This is a genomic window from Vibrio sp. CAU 1672 (assembly GCF_029223195.1).
Classification (GTDB): Bacteria; Pseudomonadota; Gammaproteobacteria; order Enterobacterales; family Vibrionaceae; genus Vibrio.
Map to the genome: position 1 here is coordinate 325,899 of NZ_JARHUF010000002.1, position 19,194 is coordinate 345,092.

Annotated in this window: 17 protein-coding genes; 14 read left to right on the plus strand and 3 right to left on the minus strand. The window is 43.2% G+C overall.

The window, feature by feature from the left end:
* Positions 1-250 precede the first annotated feature (250 nt).
* The 8 genes from P2G85_RS03710 to P2G85_RS03745 all read left to right on the plus strand — a co-directional run bounded on the left by P2G85_RS03710 (position 251) and on the right by P2G85_RS03745 (position 8,933).
* Positions 251-1,801, plus strand: a complete 1,551-nt coding sequence (locus tag P2G85_RS03710) for a bifunctional diguanylate cyclase/phosphodiesterase (RefSeq protein ID WP_275862771.1) — start codon at positions 251-253, stop codon at positions 1,799-1,801.
* Between the two features lie 64 nt (positions 1,802-1,865).
* On the plus strand, positions 1,866-3,125 hold the full coding sequence (locus tag P2G85_RS03715) for a sensor domain-containing diguanylate cyclase (RefSeq protein WP_275862772.1): 1,260 nt from the start codon (positions 1,866-1,868) through the stop codon (positions 3,123-3,125).
* Positions 3,126-3,957: 832 nt separating this feature from the next.
* Positions 3,958-4,551, plus strand: a complete 594-nt coding sequence (locus P2G85_RS03720) for a hypothetical protein (RefSeq protein ID WP_275862773.1) — start codon at positions 3,958-3,960, stop codon at positions 4,549-4,551.
* Between the two features lie 679 nt (positions 4,552-5,230).
* Complete coding sequence (locus P2G85_RS03725; RefSeq protein ID WP_275862774.1) at positions 5,231-5,962, plus strand: winged helix-turn-helix domain-containing protein; 732 nt, start codon at positions 5,231-5,233, stop codon at positions 5,960-5,962.
* Entirely contained in the window at positions 5,937-6,452 is a 516-nt protein-coding gene (locus P2G85_RS03730) for a hypothetical protein (protein WP_275862831.1), read from the plus strand. The genes P2G85_RS03725 and P2G85_RS03730 overlap by 26 nt, the downstream gene beginning before the upstream one ends.
* Before the next feature lie 69 nt (positions 6,453-6,521).
* Positions 6,522-7,271 carry a winged helix-turn-helix domain-containing protein gene (locus tag P2G85_RS03735; RefSeq protein WP_275862775.1) on the plus strand — a complete coding sequence of 250 codons (750 nt, stop codon included), beginning with the start codon at positions 6,522-6,524 and terminating at the stop codon, positions 7,269-7,271.
* Positions 7,255-7,737, plus strand: a complete 483-nt coding sequence (locus P2G85_RS03740) for a hypothetical protein (protein WP_275862776.1) — start codon at positions 7,255-7,257, stop codon at positions 7,735-7,737. The genes P2G85_RS03735 and P2G85_RS03740 overlap by 17 nt, the downstream gene beginning before the upstream one ends.
* A 212-nt stretch (positions 7,738-7,949) precedes the next feature.
* Complete coding sequence (locus P2G85_RS03745; protein WP_275862777.1) at positions 7,950-8,933, plus strand: helix-turn-helix domain-containing protein; 984 nt, start codon at positions 7,950-7,952, stop codon at positions 8,931-8,933.
* Positions 8,934-9,260: 327 nt separating this feature from the next.
* On the opposite strand, the gene P2G85_RS03750 is transcribed toward P2G85_RS03745, so the two are convergent.
* Together P2G85_RS03750 and P2G85_RS03755 are read right to left on the minus strand one after the other, a co-directional pair.
* On the minus strand, positions 9,261-9,557 hold the full coding sequence (locus tag P2G85_RS03750) for a hypothetical protein (RefSeq protein WP_275862778.1): 297 nt from the start codon (positions 9,555-9,557) through the stop codon (positions 9,261-9,263).
* A 29-nt stretch (positions 9,558-9,586) separates the two neighbouring features.
* Positions 9,587-10,162: a nucleoside 2-deoxyribosyltransferase gene (locus tag P2G85_RS03755; RefSeq protein WP_275862779.1), complete on the minus strand. Its 576-nt coding sequence runs from the start codon at positions 10,160-10,162 to the stop codon at positions 9,587-9,589.
* A gap of 521 nt (positions 10,163-10,683) precedes the next feature.
* Between P2G85_RS03755 and P2G85_RS03760 the strand changes: the two genes are divergently transcribed.
* The 4 genes from P2G85_RS03760 (at position 10,684) to P2G85_RS03775 (ending at position 14,373) form a co-directional block, all read left to right on the plus strand.
* Positions 10,684-12,189, plus strand: a complete 1,506-nt coding sequence (locus P2G85_RS03760; RefSeq protein ID WP_275862780.1) for an aldehyde dehydrogenase family protein — start codon at positions 10,684-10,686, stop codon at positions 12,187-12,189.
* 422 nt (positions 12,190-12,611) lie between these two features.
* A complete protein-coding gene (locus P2G85_RS03765; protein WP_275862781.1) occupies positions 12,612-13,406 on the plus strand; it encodes a winged helix-turn-helix domain-containing protein in 795 nt (264 codons plus the stop codon).
* The gene (locus tag P2G85_RS03770; RefSeq protein WP_275862782.1) at positions 13,390-13,872 is read left to right on the plus strand and encodes a hypothetical protein; all 483 of its coding nucleotides are present in this window, start codon (positions 13,390-13,392) and stop codon (positions 13,870-13,872) included. The genes P2G85_RS03765 and P2G85_RS03770 overlap by 17 nt, the downstream gene beginning before the upstream one ends.
* Before the next feature lie 228 nt (positions 13,873-14,100).
* Entirely contained in the window at positions 14,101-14,373 is a 273-nt protein-coding gene (locus tag P2G85_RS03775) for a hypothetical protein (RefSeq protein ID WP_275862783.1), read from the plus strand.
* 275 nt (positions 14,374-14,648) lie between these two features.
* Here the strand turns inward: P2G85_RS03775 and P2G85_RS03780 are convergent, their stop codons facing one another.
* Positions 14,649-14,840, minus strand: a complete 192-nt coding sequence (locus P2G85_RS03780; RefSeq protein WP_345795420.1) for a hypothetical protein — start codon at positions 14,838-14,840, stop codon at positions 14,649-14,651.
* A gap of 571 nt (positions 14,841-15,411) precedes the next feature.
* Here P2G85_RS03780 and P2G85_RS03785 point away from each other — a divergent pair.
* The gene (locus tag P2G85_RS03785) at positions 15,412-16,977 is read left to right on the plus strand and encodes a methyl-accepting chemotaxis protein (protein ID WP_275862784.1); all 1,566 of its coding nucleotides are present in this window, start codon (positions 15,412-15,414) and stop codon (positions 16,975-16,977) included.
* A 612-nt stretch (positions 16,978-17,589) separates the two neighbouring features.
* On the plus strand, positions 17,590-19,194 hold the full coding sequence (locus tag P2G85_RS03790) for a methyl-accepting chemotaxis protein (RefSeq protein WP_275862785.1): 1,605 nt from the start codon (positions 17,590-17,592) through the stop codon (positions 19,192-19,194).

A 19,194-nucleotide genomic window follows, 5' to 3' on the forward strand; every position in this document is an offset into this window, starting at 1 on the left:
GCCGTGTTCAGGCTGGCATGATATTGTTTCTATTCTTCTGATTTTTAATGGTTTCTATCGATGAAAAACAACAGCTAAGGCTTGCAGTTCTTTCATCTTGGTTTATTGAGCTCGACCTTCACAGTTGAACTCGGGGCTGGCTTCAATGAAAATGATGGGTGGCAGTGCTTATCATTGGATTGATGATGGTTTGTTTATAAACAGTAACAACTCGTTGTTACAAAATACGGACGATATATATTAGGTCGAGATGAATGACACGAAGCTCTACTCTGTAAAACTCGCTCTTGGTTATTTTATATTTGCATCGTTGTGGGTGCTGTTCTCTGATAAAGCGGTTGAGCTATTGTCAGATAGCCTACAGATGTATACTTGGGCGCAAGCGTTCAAAGGGCAATTGTTTGTCATTATCACGTCTCTCTTGCTGTGGGGAATGATCAGGAAGAATAACCGTACCCTGGAGCGAGCCAACGACATTGACAGTGTAACAGGGCTGCACAGCCCCTCCGTTTTTTTCCGCCATTTAGAGAAAACACTGAAGGATGCCCGCAGTGATGAACATGATGTGCTGTTTCTGCTCGACATCGATAATTTTAAGTCGGTGACAGATAAGCTGGGGTTCGACGCAACGAATCGGCTTTTAAAAGACATTTCGCGCGTTATTGATACCCCTGCGCCTTATAAGGTCCTTTCTTCACGTGTACACTCTGATGGCTTTGCTTGCTTAGTCACCCTTCAGCACGCCAGCCAGATTGAACCTTATATCGCTAAGATTCATCGTCAGTTCAATCAGTGCACGTATCGTTACCATATTGATGTGACCTGCTGTATTGGCGTTGCGCTTTTCCCTTCTGATGGCCAAAACGCGAAAGAGCTCATGAGCTCTGCCACTTTTGCTTTGAATGAAGCCAAAAAACGCAAGAACACCATCGAGTATCACGATATAACACTGGCCGAGCAGGTGCGACAGCGACAAGATATGGTGTGTGAACTGCGCAAAGCCATTGACCACAATGCCATTGATATCGTGTTTCAGCCCAAATACAGCCTGCACAGCGGACAAATGACCGGCGTGGAGGTGTTATCGCGTTGGACACATGAACGCTATGGTCCGGTGCCGCCGGATGTGTTTATTGCCTTAGCTGAGGAGCACCGTTTTTGCCGGGCGCTCACCACTCTCGTGCTTGAAAAAGCCTCGAATCAACTGAAAGCGAGCCAGCTATTAGGGCTGGCCATTCAAAGCGTGTCGGTGAATATTTCTGCTGTGGAACTAAATAACCCCAGAGACATGGATAGCATTGAGCGGTATCTGCAAGCCGACCCCGAATTTGCTCGTTTTCTTTGTTTTGAAATCACCGAAACCGCGATGTTAGACAATATTGATCAGTGCGCGCTTGCTGTTAAAAAGCTAAAGCAATACGGCGTCTCATTTTCGATTGATGACTTTGGTGTGGGTTATACGTCTTTTAGAATATTCAACAAACTGGATGTGGATGAAATCAAAGTGGATCGCAGCTTTATTCAGAAAATAGAACACGATGACCGCTCGAGGGCGATCACGTCGGGTATCATCGACATAGGCAAAGAATTTGGTATCAATGTGGTGGCCGAAGGGGTAGAAAACCGTCAGCAGCTCGAAATGTTAAAGCGGCTGAACTGCGAGCAAGTCCAGGGGTTTTACCTGGGGCGCCCGGCGCCATTAGCGCAGCTGAATGCCGAGTTAGAGAGCGCACAGGCAGCATACTGCAAAAAGGGTGACGAGGACTCTTTTGAACAGTCGGCGGATTGCATTATATGCTAGCCATGTTTCCTGGTTTGTCAGTGCAAGACCCACGCCGTTTAACTGTTATATCTAGAGATACAGTATGCCAACACTGAATATCGACGCGACTTATGGAATCATTGTGCTTAAAGAGTTTGAGTTGGTTTATGTTGATGATCACTATGCTCAGATTTTTGGCTATGCGTCTGCCGAAGAGTTAACTTCAAGTATTGATTCTTTTCTTGAGTTGATTGCCCCGCAATATCACCAGATGGCACGTGACAATTACTACCAACAAGTGAATGGGTGCATCACTCCTCGTGGACGCACGTTCAAAAATATTGATCGTTTCGGCCGCGAAATTACCGTATTCACCATCGATCATGTGATTGAGTGGGAAGGTGAGCCGGCAGTTCAGGTGACGGTGATCGATTTGTCGATGATCGAGCGCGCCCAGGCACAACTGCGTGAAAAGGAGCGCCAGTATGCCCGGCTGATCCTTTCTTCACGGCAGGGAATTATGGTCCATCGTGATTTTAAGCCGGTCATGCTCAATCAAGCGTGGGTGGATTTAATGCATGCCCCTTCGATTGACAGCGTGTTGAAAGAGGTGAACTTATTGGATCTCCTCACTGAGGAAGAAAAAACACAGGCCATCGAACGTTATCAGGCATTGATGTCCGGGAAAATAGAAGGTGTGTACACGGTGGTCGAAAATGCCTGTTTCGATGGCAAAAAGCGCTATTTTAATGTGTACGATAATCTGGTGGAATGGGATGGCAAGCCTGCCATTCAAGCTGTGATTGAAGATGTGACCGAGAAAGTTGAACTGGAAAGAGAGCTGGCGTACAAGGCACATCACGATTCGCTGACCGGTCTTTTGAACCGGGAGGCCATTTATCAATGGTTTGCTGATGAAGAACATCAATCACAATCACTGGCTTGCCTGCTGCTGGATATCGATGATTTTAAATCCGTGAATGATCAGTACGGGCATTTCAGTGGTGATGCGATGATCCGTTTTGTCGCCACGGTATGTCGAGATGTGGTCGCTGATAAAGGGATTGTGGGGCGTTGGGGAGGGGAAGAATTTGTCGTCTTTTTACCTGACTGTCGCCGTGATGAGGCGTTGGAAGTGGCTGAAACCATTCGGCAGCGGTGTGCATCACAGGCATGTGATTATAACCCACATTGGATTCAGCGGACCGTGAGTATTGGTATGACGTATTCGGAGTGTGAACACGCCCCGTCAGGGACGGGCCGTCAGAATGTCGTCCGTCAGTGCATGAATGATCTAATCCGGCGTGCGGATCAAAAGTTGTATCAGGCCAAGTCTCAGGGGAAAAATCAGGTGGTGGACTGAGGCAGGTTTAGTTATCCCTGATGTTCCGGGCTTTCAGCCCCAAATAGCATGGAGCGCCCCTGTAGTTCAACAGGCCAAATGTTGTCAGGTATTCCGTTCAGGCTGATGGACTGTAAGAACGGATTGAATGAACAGGCAGAGAGTGTCGGCAAGGTAAGCCGAACATCACCGAAAAGCTTCCGCCACTGCTGGTAAGGCTTAACTTATGACAGAAAGAGTGGCTAAAATCCAACTTCAAACAAGCTGGTTGTATTGATACCAGCTAAGCTAGATATCTTCTAATCTTATTTCCTTCTTTAAACACGGTGTGTGCTTTGACTTGTCACATCCATGAAAACATAAAAACCAGATACCTCCCGAAAAATTGTGCTAGCCAGTTGAAAAGCAAGTATTAAGATCTGCCGATGCTTATCTTTATTAGATTTTCAAGCTAGGAAAATGCAGTTATAAGATCTTTCATCTGGGGTTATATTGGACATAAATATTGGCCTAATAGGACATAAACGTTTATTCTTCGACATTGCGTGATAATACTCACATCATTTTTAATCATAAAATTGCATAGTATCAGTAGGGTTCATGCTTCAAATATAAAGTTCACTCTTGTTGAATGCTAAAAAAAGAATGGCAAAAAGAATGACATCTTTTAAATATATAAATTGATGCTAAATACAAGTAACTGTTAGTTTTAGAGTGTGATGAAAGTGATTCTTGTATTTAAGGAGGTAATTAGAACACCACCAATAGAAGGAATTATGGAGGGTAACAAGTATATTGTATGTTAATTACCGACATGTATTAAATGTTTATATGTGTCACAGGTGAAGACTGTATGGAGAAACTATGCTTACTTTTCAATATGGGGTTTATGTCAAAAGCAACATCTTATACAGGTCACCTATCTAGAAAAAATGCCACAGTAGAATCAGATAACTGTATTTCATCTCAATTAATTTCAATGGCTAAAAAACAAACCTCAGAGCTTATTTATACAATCATGTGTCTCGAAAATAAAATTGATGAATTAATTAAGTATCTCATTTTCTTTGATGATTATCATGATAGAAAGAGGTTTTCTTCTGTTAAACATGAGGTTATGAGTAAATCAGGGGTTGGCTTATCTGCCAAAATTCACCAACTATTGACTTGCTTGGGTGATTTTGGCTTTTTGAACAGTATTAAGAAAAAATCCTTGCAAGAATCTTTGATGCACTTCACCAGATTATATAATGCCTTTATTTATGGCGTGTTGATTTATCGGGATGATGTGGGAGTCTGCCTAAGTTACTACGAGGGCCAAAAGTACTTAAAATGTTTAGATGATAAGTTTTGGCTGACTTGTAACAGACAATTAATTACATTGAGTTCTATCCTCGATGAAGCTATAGAAAAATCTAAAGTGCCTTTATTAGAGACGGCCAGTTAACCAGGAAAAAAGTTATACTCACTTGGTCACATCACCTTACACTGTATAACGAGAGTATCGCCTTGTTCTCGCTAAAGTCAGGGTAGTACTTATCAACTTGAAGGCCATCAGAAACATCGGTGGCCTTCAAATTGTAGACAATTTTATTCTCACTAACGCCTGTTTAGTTAGGCGCAATGCCGACTAGATGTCTTGCCAAATTTATGCTTTAGTTTCATTTAAATGTTCAATATCTTTTATACAGTCAAAACAGTCCCTGTTTTCAATGTGGCCTTTTGAGGGGGTATGCGACAAATGTCCATGTCAAACAGGACGTTGTTGATATTTTATTTATTAACCTTCTAGTGAATTCCAGTAGAATTGAGAGCGGACAGCAGGCAGTTGAAGTAGTGTTGCAGAGCAAATGGTGTCATTCACTCTTGAAGTGTCGATGTAAGGGTATTGCACATTGGAGTTATTTCTATCGTGAGGGTTTAGTTTTAACTTAGTATTTAAAAATTAATGAGTTATCACTTTTATGCTTGGAAACAATGCTCTGTATGTAATCAAGAGATACCCTTGATGTCTCATCAATGGTGGATTTATTTATAAAAATATAATTAAATTGTGTTTTGTGAAAACGGATAATTTGCCGTGGCAAACACGCTGCTTTCGTGGTGGCTTGACGTAAGTGTAACAAATGACTATGTGGGAATTTAGGCCTTGGGCGCAGTTTCAGCTATACAATCGAACATCAGGCGAGAAGAAACAGTTAGCTAACCTGGAAAGCAACTTGTTGTTGTTATTGTTATCCAATCCACATCGGGTAGTAAGCAAGGAAGAAATACATGATGAGATTTGGAAAGGTAAAGTGGTGTCTGATGCCAGTGTTACCAGAGCGGTGGCGTCATTACGTTTGGCGTTGAACGACTCAGCTGAAGCACAATCAATCATTCGAACTGCGCCCAAAGTAGGGTATTTTATTGTCAGTAATGAAATATTACTGAATCCGGAGCATGTTCTACAAGTAACTCAATCAGAGCCAGTAAAGCAAGTCTCAGTGCTTTTGCTCCGCTCTTGGCGAATGTGGAGTATTGTTATACTGCTTATTCTGAACGCTATGCTGTTTTGTTTTCTCTTTTTGCCAGTTGAAAGCGAACAGAGAGTGGCTCTGAGCAGACAAGTAGTGCAAGCCAACAGTTTTGTGGTCGAACGAGATGATCCACTAAGTCTGCAATTAATGGATTATTTAGTAAACCGGACGCTTCCAGATAATGTTGATTTTTACATCACGTCAAATGCAACTCGTATCTACGTTAGTTGTGTTCGGCGTGCTACTTCGTTGCGACAAAAGGAAAGCCTGAATTTTTCGTTCGATAATGCAATACCAAAAGAGAGTATCAGTGATGAAATTGTCCAAAAGTGTCAATAGAAGCCTATCTCTGATGGTATTACTTCTTTTGATCATGCTGCCGGTACAAGTCTTTGTGAATGGCCGTTATGTTCCAGGTTTTGTTAAGCACAGTGATGCACGCATCAGCAAAACGATACTCACCTACGAAAAGAGTGGCTCTGAGTTTGAACAAACTTCACGAACCATGCAGTACCGGCTTCAGCCCTATCTTTGGAATCGTTTTCTGTTGTTAACCTCGATCAGTTTTGCTAGCGGTGAAAAGCTCAACACACAGTTTTTGATCACATTTTGGCCACAAAAGATGTACTCCATAAAGCATATCAGCCCGTTAGGCGAGGCTGAAGAGAGCAAGTATTTTGATGTTTCAGAGCAACATGTGCTTTGGGAAGGTGGGGATGAGACATTTCAAGTATTGCTCGAAAATCCAGATAGTTATTGTTATATCCAGCTTTCCAGTCAAGCTGTTCAATGTGTCGATGTCCATCGAATGAGAAACGTCGCAGGGTAACGTGCGAAGCCTGCAAGTGACTGTGGGTTAAGATTAAGAAGAATAGTGTAGAGGAGTATTGGCATTCCTATGTGGACTTTTGACCCAACAGCCAGGCGGCAACTGACGAATTCCGAGTCTAACATCAGTAAAAAATTGAAGTCGACAGACAGCAAAGTCCTGGAAATATTGTTTATCCACCAAGGAAAAGTTGTATCCAAACAAGAGTTGCTCGATGTCGCGTGGGCAGGGCGTGTGGTAACTCAGTCGAGTTTAGTGCAGTCGATTGCCCAGCTGCGTATGGCTCTCGGTGATAGTGGCAGAGAACAAAAAATCATCAAAACAGTGCCTAACCAAGGGTATAAACTTGTTGAAGGCAGCATTGAAATGCTAGCCGTTGAACTTCCTGAGCGGCCTTTGAGTAACTACAGGACAACGCAGGAGCCGGATGCTGTGCAGGTCGGTGAGTCGGTGACGCTGTGGCAAAAATCGCTAATACTGTGTTTGGTCTTACTGCTCGCCTTTTGGGTCATCTGGCTTCTTAGAATGGCTTACTATAATTGGTCAACAGAGCGAGTTCAATGGCAGAGCACAGACTACAACGGTGTGCAGTATTTTTATTCCGCAGGAACGCAAGGGAACATTACGTTCAATATGCTAAAAGATCGTTATCCCTCTAATATTTTGATGTTGTACTTTTCTGGTAACCCTGAGCAACTTTATGTGTCGTGTATTTATACATCTCAAACGTTTCATGAACGAACCGCCAGCAATATGAGTTTTTCACATAATTATTCCGTAGAGCAAGTGAAAGGGGCTATTCGTGAGCAATGCCAGTAAAATTATTCTCGGCCTGTTATTGGCGAACATCATGGCCATTGCTCTGGTGGTGTTGATTTACAGATTTAATCACCCTTATTTTCTTGAAGGGCGTAATAATACGATGCTGTTCTCTCATGGGCAGACTTACACAGACGAGGTAATCGAGAGTTACCAAAAGTTGTTCACGGTTGATCATCGGTGGGATGGTTTCCATGATTTACATTCGACCATTCAAATGGCAGGTAACGATAGAAGTTTAAATTTGTACTACTCTGTGTTTTTTTGGGGGCAAGACCTTTTTTCTGCGCGAGATACTGTGCGCAGTCCTAACTACGTGACGTTGGCAGAATCTGACTTTACTGAGGCTCATTTAATCGATGATTCTGCTGAGCAGTTTTTTCAAATCCTGTACCAGGACAGATATAACTTTTGCTACGTAAGCTTGCTAACCAGTAGTGTGCAATGCATTACAGCGGATCAATAATTAGAGTAATTAATCTAATTATTTTCAACAAAAACAGTTAAAACTAATATTGTTGAAATATAAATCATTTCTTATCAATGATTTGCGATTAATGAAAGCCAGGTGGGTAAAGAGGCTGTATTTGAATTAATTCAGATTTGTTCATTAGTCTTGTCATGGATTTAAGTTCATATTGTTGCCATCTCGGACTAGTTGGGTTGGTAACCGTAAGTATGATTGAACCAAGCAAACCTTTACGTATCACGGCGCTGTTATTGGAAGGTATGCCGACAACGGCAGTTTCGGGCCCTATAGAAATGTTGACTTTAGCCTCTATGTTAGCGGGATTACCCACACCACAGGTCAGTTATGTCTCACCTTGTGGGCAACAGGTTAAGGGTATTGGGGGGGTTACGATTGCTTGTAATACACATTGGAGTGCTGTTGATTCGACGGATATTTTGTTACTCGGTGCATGTGGTGATCCAGAAGCAGGGTCCTATTTATTACCCTTAGAAATACAATCTTGGTTAAAACAGCAAGTACGCCAGTGCCAGTTTGTGCTTTCTTTATGTACAGGCGCTTTTTTGTTAGCTGAACTTGGGTTTCTGAATAATCGCAGTGCAACCACGCACTGGGTGCATGCAGATCGTTTTCGGCAGCAATATCCTCAGGTCAGATTGATGTCTCATCTTAAGATTACCCATGAAGGGCCATACATCTGTACTTCTGGCGTTAAAGAATATTTTAGCGCTACGATTATGTTAATTGACGCGTTGTTTGGGGCTGCACATCGGGAAAAATGTGAGCAGTTTCTGGGCGGAGATGTTTCAAGCATCAAGCAGATTTGCCTGACCAGTTTTAGCCAATATCGCCAGCACAATGACAGCCTGATACACAGCTTACAAGACTGGATGCATCGGGAAGAGCCGAGTCGGCTTTGTGTCGCCTTGTGTGCGACAAAAAGTTACCTGAGTGAACGACAAATGAAACGTCGCTTTAAAGCGGCGACGGGTGAATCACCGATGAATTACATTCAACGCATTCGTATGGCATTAGCCAGAGACAAACTTGATACCACTAGCCTAAATGTGGACCAAATCTGCCAGCAAGTGGGCTACACCGATACTAACCATTTTCGGTTACTATTTAAAAAATTCCACAATATGACCCCGACGGAATATCGCAAATATACCCAGGTTTTCACTGGCAACTGAGTCGTAGTGCCCCTTTGCGGGCAACGTGATGGCAGTGATGATTAATATCTTTAGCGGTTTGGTAAATCTATAGTTGTGTGGTGATATGCTGGCTAGCTTTCTGTCGGACTAAAGCGTTTATTAGCGAAACAGGTTTAGAAAGCTAGCCTACAAACAAATAAACAGAGCTTAAATAGATTTATAAAATCGAGTTGCAGAGTATTTCCCCATAATAAGGTAAATCACCAGGTGCGATGAGTGCTTGCGGTGATTTTTTTAACAGTACTTTTCCTCATTAACGGCCCGTTAAAAAAGTTTAACGGCTACCTTAATGAGTTGATGTCACTATCAGCTCGCCTTGTGGAGATTGTGGAGATTTTTAAGTTCGGCCTTGGCTTGTTTGGTAAATGTCGCCTCTTTCCCCTGGATCTTATATTCGAGATCCATACCATTATGTAGGGTGATTTTTCCCCCGGTTTCTATCGCGAGTAATACCCCACTGCATTCAAAGTCCATTTTAATGGGCTGAACTTTCACAACCCGGAACTGGCTGTCCCCATGTTGGAAGAAAATCTCCTTATCAGCGCAATGAGTTTTAATGGTAGGTAGCATGGTTGATAGTGTCGATTCGATAAATGTGATCATATTTTTCCGTTGCTGTTATGGTTTGGTTGTTATACGGCATTTGCCGTGGCATAGAAGTGTTGATGTAGTTGCTGAAGGCACTGCTCGAACTGAGTGAGTGAGCGATATAGGTCGGCCTTGTTCTGCTCATTGCCGATGATGATCGGATAGGTAACCCCCCCGTCAATCATCAGGTTATCAACCAGATTAAAATCTTCGATCGCCATGTCAGTGTTATCGCGGTACTCGCCGTTTTCCAGCTTGGTATTTTGCAGCGTTGCCAGATTTCGAGTCAGAAAAGGGCGTTCGTCGTGGGTGTAGGCGAGTACCACTTTACCCAGTCCTTTCGCCATTCCGATCTCATAAACGGTGCCGACATCGGCACTACTGCCCCTAAAAGGCGTAATGTTAGCAATCACGGCAGCGGCCGATAGAATTAGTGCTTCATTAGCTCGAGAAATTTCCAGCCCTGCTTCTTCCTTCGACATTTGACTTAAATCAAGCAGGTTATCAAGTGGATAAAGGCCTTCGAAGCCGTATTTTTTACACAGCTCCTTTTTTTTCTTTCCTATTGCTAATGAGTCTGGGAGAAAAACTTCCGGGCCTGCCAGATATACTTTTATCATTTTATTTTTCGATTGCGTTAAAAATTATGTGTGCAAATTATGACGATTTCGCGCATTAAATAAATATTAAACTAATACAATATGTTGAGTGATACGCTTAGTTTTTCTCTATAAATCAGTAGTATAAATATAATCCAGATATGTGACGTCTGTTTTGGCTTATATATATGTCGGATTTGCCATGATGGAATTGGGTAAATTCCGGACATTTATTCCACCTGTATAGGAAGCTGAGAAATGTCAATGTCAGTAATTCATGTAATATGTCCGATTTGGCCATTCAAAAGGTTGACTAATAGTATTGGTAAATACCTTCCGTTAATCGGACTAATAACATTGTTAATTAGGACATTATCATCCTTGCTTGTTTGTTAACGTGTTGATTTGTAATGGTTGTTTGTTTTCCGTTATGGGCTTATAAAACGAGTTCAATATTTTAAGTCATATTTTAATCTGGATAATTAGTCGACGAAAAATCAATAAATTAATAAATCAACAAATTTAAAATCGAGGGTGTGTTTATGCTATATGCAAAGCCGAATACTGAAGGTTCTGTCATCAACTTTAAAGAAAAGTACCAGAACTTTATTGGTGGCCAATGGGTAGAACCGACCAAAGGTAAATACTTTACTAATAATTCACCAGTAGATAACCAGGCGATCTGTGATATCCCGGCATCTACGCAAGAAGATATCGATTTGGCTGTTGATGCTGCTCACCAGGCGCGCGCTGCATGGGCCGTCACTTCTGTAACAGAGCGTTCAAACCTTTTGCTGAAAATGGCGGATCGCATTGAAGCGAACGCAGAGATGCTGGCGGTTGCAGAAACATGGGATAACGGTAAGCCGGTACGTGAAACATTGGCTGCTGATATTCCTTTGGTGGTTGACCACTTCCGTTACTTCGCCGGCTGTATCCGAGCACAAGAAGGCACGGCGGCAGAACTTGATAACCAGACAACTACTTACCACTTCCCGGAACCGGTGGGTGTGGTTGGCCAGATCATTCCATGGAACTTCCCATTATTGATGGCTGCGTGGAAGTTGGCACCTGCACTGGCTGCTGGCTGTTGTGTGGTATTAAAACCCGCAGAGCAAACCCCGGCATCGATCCTGGTACTGATGGAGCTGCTTGAAGATCTGATTCCGGCAGGTGTGGTAAACGTGGTTAATGGCTTTGGAGCGGAAGCAGGTCAGGCATTGGCAACGCATAAACGTATTGCCAAAGTGGCGTTTACCGGTTCAACTGAAGTTGGCCAGCACGTTTTGAAATGCGCTGCTGAAAACCTGATCCCATCAACGGTTGAGCTGGGTGGTAAATCTCCGAACATCTTTATGGCGGACATTTTTGATCATGAAGACAGCTATGTTGATAAGTGTGTTGAAGGGGTACTGCTGGCATTCTTCAACCAGGGTGAAGTATGTACTTGTCCATCACGCCTTTTGATCCAAGAATCAATCTACGATCGCTTTATGTCAAAACTGCAAGAGCGCATGAAAACGATTAAGCAGGGTAATCCTCTGGATACGGATACGCAGGTTGGCTCTCAGGTATCTGAAGAACAGTTCAACAAAATCCGTGGTTACATCCAAATCGGTCTGGATGAAGGTGCGGAGCTACTGGCAGGCGGTAACAGCAGCTCAGACAATGGTTACTTTGTTGAACCAACCCTGCTGAAGGGAACCAATGATATGCGTATCTTCCAGGAAGAAATCTTTGGCCCTGTGGTTGCGGTGACCACTTTCAACACCATCGAGGAAGCACTGGAAATCGCAAACGATACTGAATATGGTCTGGGTGCGGGTGTTTGGACGCGTGATAACAACACGGCTTACCGTATGGCTCGTGAAATTGAAGCGGGTCGTGTTTGGGTAAACTGCTACCACGCATACCCGGCTCACGCAGCGTTTGGTGGTTACAAAAAATCTGGTATCGGCCGTGAAACGCACAAAATGATGCTTGGTCACTACCAGAACACGAAAAACATGATCGTAAGTTACAGTGTTAATCCTCTGGGTTTCTTCTAACTGACGATTAATCACCCCCTGTTAAGCCTGGTTAACCCCAGGCTTAATGCTTTAAGCGTTTCTCTTTTCATGGGTGTAAAGGGGGCAGGGGTGAATAACATCAGATGGTTGCCTGCCTGAAATGTCAGTCAACCTGTCGTGTTAATCTGCAATAGCAGGCTATTTTCCTTACGCCGTGTACCAATGAGACTCACCACATGTTCATGGCGGTTCATTTCGCAATAGTAATTTCCCTCCATTGTTTTAACCGTTACTTAGTCTTTAGATTTCCGCCTTTGGCTAACGTTAAGCTAAACAGTTAGTGTTTCAACTGCTGCTGTTATTGTATCGTTTGTTTGTGGTATTATTGACAATAAAATTGATAGTTAATTATCTAGCAATAATATGCTTTTGATTCTATTGGGGAAAAGAAAGAGAGACTGATGTGGATTTTTAATCCTGATAACAGGATGCAGTTGAGCAATCGCCTGTCTGGTGCATCAAAAAACATCAAATCGACAGAAAGTCGGATTTTAAAATTGTTACTTGACCATCAGGATCAAGTGGTGTCAAAGGATGTACTTATAGCCGAAACATGGGGCAGCAGAGTCGTCTCTGATTCCAGCCTGACTCAGGCGATCGCTCATCTCAGACTGGCTCTGGGAGACAATGGCAGAGAGCAAAAAATCATTAAAACCCTGCCTAAGGAAGGCTATCAGTTAAACTCGGGTAGTGTCTGTTTTGATACCAGTTATCTGAGCAAAAGCCTGGAAGCGAGTTCTGACCATGCTGAAGAGAATAGTGTTTCCAGCTATTTGCTAGAGACAGAATTGGCTCAAGTTCAACCTCAGCGCCGGTTGCCCTGGGTGAAAAAAACGGTTGTAAATATGCTGGCTCTTGTGGTGTTTATCGTATCGACTTTGGTCTTCATCTGGGCTGGATCGATATATCTGCAAAACGAGGCGATTATAAAACAGCCTTGGTCTGTCAAAATGACTGATGGTACTACTTTTTATGTCGAAGATAGCCGCGCGAGCGAAATGTTGTACAACGAGTTAGCCGGTAAAATAGTTCAGAATGTATCGCGTTTGTTTATTTCAAAAAATCATGAACAGTTTTATCTTGCATGTGTATACCATTCAGACAAGCATCAAGACAGGCAGATCCTGAATCTGACGTTCACCATTAACTACACCGTAGATGAAATTAGGGCACATGTTAATGAGAACTGTCGATAAACTGCTTGGTGGCTATGCCTTCTGTGCGTTGGCAGTATTCATTAGCATGATGTACAAAATCCATACTGTTCGGCCTGATTTTTTGATTAATAATCATCAGCCTATTGTTCATGCTAATGGCATTACCTTCGCTGATGGCAGTTATGATGCTTTCAAGGTGCTTCATACTGTCAAGTCACACCCACTTGGTTATCACAAGATGAGCTCGCTTGTTACGTCAGTGGACGACACGGAAATCTTTAAAATGACGTACGCTGTCTACTTTTTTAATGATGTATTATTTTCGGCAAAAATCATCGAAAAGGATGATAACTATACGCAGGAACAGGAGCCTGACCTGACTGAGGCACATATGATTGAGTATCCTCAGGAGGAGCATTTTCAGATCCTGTTTCAGGATAACGAACTGGCCTGTTATTCAAGCTTGCTGACTGATTCAGTACAATGTGTAAAACTCATCATCTGAAGGGGTAATCATGTGAAGATGATTAATAAGTTTCTTGCATGTTATGCCTTCGGTGCGCTTATTGTTTTCGGCGGGGTTTTATACCGAAACAATCTCAATCAACTGCAGTTAATCAAAAATAACCAAGATCCGATTGTGTATGGCCACGGGATCAAGTTTTCTGAGGACAGCACTTACAAGTACCGCAAATTTCATACTCTTGAACACGGTATGTTGCGGCGGTATCAAATGAAAACGACCATTATGTCAATTGATGAACAGGAAACCGAAACCTTAAGAAAAGCCTATGATGTTTATTTCTGGGGTGGCGAGGTGTTTTCTATCAAGTTGACAAGCAAGGACCAGGGCTACACGGCTGAGGATGAACCGGATTACACCGAAGCTCATCTGCTCGAGTATCCGCATGAGCAGTTTTTTCAGGTTATTTTTCAGGACAGTGAGGTGGTTTGTTATTCGAGCCTGCTGATCAACTCGGTGAAGTGCATTAAACTGTTCGCCTGATTACTGATCAGCTCCGGTCAGACGGGATACTTGATTAAGCGCTACCTTGCTTTTCAGTCAACAGATCGTAACGCCGCTGTTTTTCTCTACATTCGCATTATCGGAAGAACTTACGCCTGTCAGCTTACACAATGACAAGCAATTTTCGGCATTTGAAATACTGGCGATAAACGACATTCCGGGACTACGTCTTCCAAAGAAAAGTCGCCTATTGCCGGTGACGGGCAATAGGCGACATAACCACGGTATTTATTCTACCAATAATACTCTCAGGGCTAGATTAACTCGTTGAGCATCCCTACGTCATAGGCGCTAAGCGGTTGCCCGGTTTTTACCTTTTCCACGTAATCTGGGTTGGCGATCAGTGGTCGGCCAATGGCGATAAGATCCGCATCTCCATTATTTAAAGCAGCACGGCCGCTTTCAGCAGTATAATTGCCACACGTAATTATACAGGCTATCGATATACTGAGTTACTGTGCTCTGATAAGTGGCTGATTAACAGATCTTAACAGTGGTGAACTTGTTCAGGTATGTTTCTATTATAAAGCGAATGATTTGCGTTTAAATCAAGTCGGGTGTTTTAATTTGCTATCAGTGTTTAAATAAGCGCCAGATTGGTGTGATTCTTATTAGTACATTTTCACCTATTGAATGGTTAATGTTGGTACAATCAGTTGAATATAGGTTGTTGTGTGACAGAATTCACTACCTTATAAGTGTCTTTATAGTAACCTGCACTTGTTTTTATGCTTTTGTTGAAATTAAGTTTTCAACGTTTTTAGGGGCTTGGTTTGGGTCTGAGTAAAAACTGACAGTGCATCTGCAATTACAATAATTTATTAATGATGTTTTTTGTCAGAGATAGAGCCAAAACGACCAGATAATAATTAAAGTACTTTCATTGATGTGTGAGTTATATAACACGATAGGTGAAAATATGGCTACATGTTTAGTGAACTTTATAACTTTAGCTGTTGAACCAAGTACTTCTATGGACACCCTGATTGATGCTAAATGTCGTAATGGATTGATGTAATGAAAAAAATAATATTACTTGCTGTCTGTATCATGTTTTTAATTGCTGCAATAACAAGCGCAATATCTACATCGTATATATCACACCATGAGATTGATAAGGTTATTTTGAAAAAGTCTCAGGTACAAGCTGAACTATTGGCTAAAAATGTAGAATATATTTTGAGTACCTCTTCACGTCCCTTGGAGGAAGTGCAAGAATTAGTTCAGTCGCTCAAAGCTCGTCCGGATATTAGCTATGCTATCCTGATCGACAAAAACGTTAAAGCAGTTGCTCATAGTGATGTTGAGAAATTAAACAAAGTTTATAACGATAACTACACGGTAGAGGGGGCAACAAGAGGAGTGGCAAAACACTCCAAATGGTATGCCGATGTCCAGGAAGTTTGGGTGCACGACATTTTATCTCCGGTTTATGTCAATGGCGAATTATACGGTACGTTTGATGTCGGTATTCCGGTTACCGAAGTCACGGAAGCTGCCGAAGGTATTGTGGCTAGTCAGTTAGTGAGTATTTTAGTTATTTTCTTTGTATGTGGCGGCGTACTTATCTGGTTACTCAGCAGGCTGTTAAAACCTCTTACCAGCCTTCAGCATGCGCTGGAAAACATTTCGCAGGGTGACGGCGATCTTACCATTCGGCTACCTGTCCGTGGGAACGATGAGATTGCGCATATTTCGATGGCTTTCAATGCGTTCGTCAGCAAAATCAATCAAATCGTGGATCAGGTGATCAATACAGGAACGGAACTGAGCCACTCAGCAACCGAGCTACAGAGTCAGTCACAGCAGGCACTGTTACGTGGTCATGAGCAAAGCGAGCAATCGTTATTGGTGGTGACGTCAATGAACGAGATGATTGCAACCATAGGTGAGATTTCACAAAACGCCGCTTGTGCCGCGGAGTCTGCAGAGTGCGCGACTGCTGAAACTCAAAATGGAAAACTGGTGCTGCAAGAGGCAACCGGTGTTATTACGGATCTTGCTGATCAAATGAACAATATGTCGGGGGTAGTCACTTCCCTGGCGGAACAAACGCAATCTATTGGCTCTATTCTTGAAGTTATTCGAGGTATTTCAGAACAAACCAACCTGCTGGCGCTCAATGCGGCGATTGAGGCGGCACGTGCTGGTGAAGCTGGCCGAGGATTTGCGGTTGTGGCGGACGAAGTCAGAAACCTGGCGACCAAAACGGCTCAGTCAACCAATGAAATCCAAGTTATGATTGATCAATTGCAGGATAAAGCCAGCAATGCGGTTGACGTGATGGAGGGCAGTAAGTCGTTAACCGTAGGAGGCACTCAGGCGACCGAAAAAGCCCAGCAGGCCCTCGAAAAAATTTCAGCACAGGTGATGACGATACTTGATATGAATACCCAGGTCGCTACTGCTACCGAACAGCAATCCAGTGTTGCGAATGAAATTAACGTTAATATGGATACAGTGGACCGTTCTGTGAAAGCCGGGCTGGCTGCCAGCCAGGAACTGGAACAGTCCAGCCAGCATCTCGCTGAACTTGCTCAGACGTTAGACGGCCATGTGGGTTCTTTTACAATTAACCGCTAGCAGGTCATTCTTTTTGCCGCAGTCCCCTAATCAGGGGGCTGCCAATATCACAACTTAACCCTGATAGGTTTCATTTTCATCGTGTCCTTGATCTGAATGGGGTACGACGGGGCCATCTTTTGTCCCTTTTGAGTCATCCTGATGTACAAGAAACTCCGCCAGATCCTCAGTGATTACACTTACGGCATAATCAACTTACACGCGGTTATTAGCTTGGACAGTACAGACGCGAACCAGTGAGGAAGAATGGCCGTCAGGTGCCAGTTGATAAGCGGGTTTTCAGTGCCGTGTTGAGCTTTCTTCAACCTGAGGCGGTGTGGAAAGCAGAGCTCTCATGACCTTGTTTAGCAGCAGAGTGCTTCCAACGCTCCAAATAATAGAACTACATAGTGTTAGCAGAGCCACATTCGTGATAAGCATTATGTGTTGGATCTATCAATTTTATAAAAAACAATAATAGAGCTGATTATTTAGAGGTGTAAGGTAGTTATCCATATCGCGGTAAAAAACAAAAGCATCGTGTTTGAATTTTTAATGCCTAATGTTGCATTTATGTAGTATCTGGTGGCGTGTTAAGAGGGAAATAGCGCGAATATTAAAGATTTAAGTGTAGTGAAGAAAATAGGGTTCAGTTATCTAACCGTGCTGGTGGTGTTTACCTTGGTATCTGTGATCTTGGCTCTGAATTTATCGACCTTAAATAAGGATATTGAAGTGCTCACCGATAAAAGTTTGCCTTCGGTTTCTATTCTTAAAGGAATTCAGGTAGATATTACTAAGGTGCGTAAAGATGAGTTTTCATTATTACCTAATGGAGATAACCCCAAGATTGGCGAATGGTTGAATGATCTCGAGCAGTGGCGTGCGGACGTTCAAGCCGGAATTAAAGCGTATGAGGCGCTTGATCTCAACGAAAAGGAAAAACAGGCATTTAGGGTATTCAAAGATACCTGGAATCAATATATCCAAGAAACCAAACCCTACAATGCGTTACTGGGTAAGGGCGATTCAGCCAGCGCCAATGAGGTTATTCTTTCCAGCTTCGCAACCTACTCTAAAGCGTTAAAGAGCCTCGATGACACGCTTGGGCTTAATGATCAGTTAGTGAATCAGATCGGTACAGAAGTGCAGAGTGCGGCGTCATCGACACAATACAGTGTCAGCTTAGGTACGATAGTCATTATTCTGGTCATGGCTTTGTCATCGGTATTATTGTCACGTGCTATTTGTCGTCCGGTAGAACGTGCTCTTGAGTTTGCTTCTAAGATTGCCAAAGGCCAGTTAAACAACGTGATTGATGAGAGTGAGCTGAGTAAAGATGAACTCGGTACTTTGCTTCATGAGCTGGTTACCATGCAGACCAACCTGCACGCTTTAGTCTCTGAAATAAACGATTCGACGATTCAGCTTACCGCTGCGGTAGAGGAGGTCAGTGCGATTTCTTCGCAAACGGCGTCAGGAATGCAAAATCAGCAGCTTGAACTGAGTTCGGTTGCCTCGGCAATGACAGAGATGCAGGCCGCCGTGGGGGAAGTGGCACAGAATACGGAAGTTGCTGCAACTTCTGCTTATTCGGCAACGGAAGTGGCCAACCTGGGGGCAGATACACTGCAACAATCTATTGCTGTTATTGATCGGGTGTCGATACAGATCCAACAAGCTGATGAACTGGCTCAAGAGCTGGAGTCCAGCTCGAACAATATCAATATGGTTATGGACGTTATACGCGGCATTGCGGAACAGACCAATCTACTGGCATTGAACGCGGCTATTGAGGCTGCCCGCGCCGGTGAGCAGGGGCGTGGGTTTGCGGTGGTTGCGGATGAGGTACGCTCGCTTGCTCAACGAACACAAGATTCGACTTCGCAGATCGTTGAGATCGTTAGCCTGTTACAGGAAAACACCAGTAAGATGGGGCTTTCAAGCAGAGATTGCCAGGCGGGTATTGCTCAGTGTGTTGAACAGGTCAATGACGCGGGGAATCAGATTGGTGAAATAGGGGCTTCAGTCGATAATATTGCGCAAATGAGCACACAAATTGCGACCGCGTGCAGCGAGCAAAATGCAGTGTCTGAAGAGTTGAGTCGAAGCGTTGAAAATATTAATAGTGCTTCTACTGAAATGGCAGAAGGTGCGTCTCAGACAGCAGCAGCATGTCACGAAATCAGTAGTTTGGCACATAACTTAAAGCTAAGAATGGCGTCCTTTAAGCTGTAA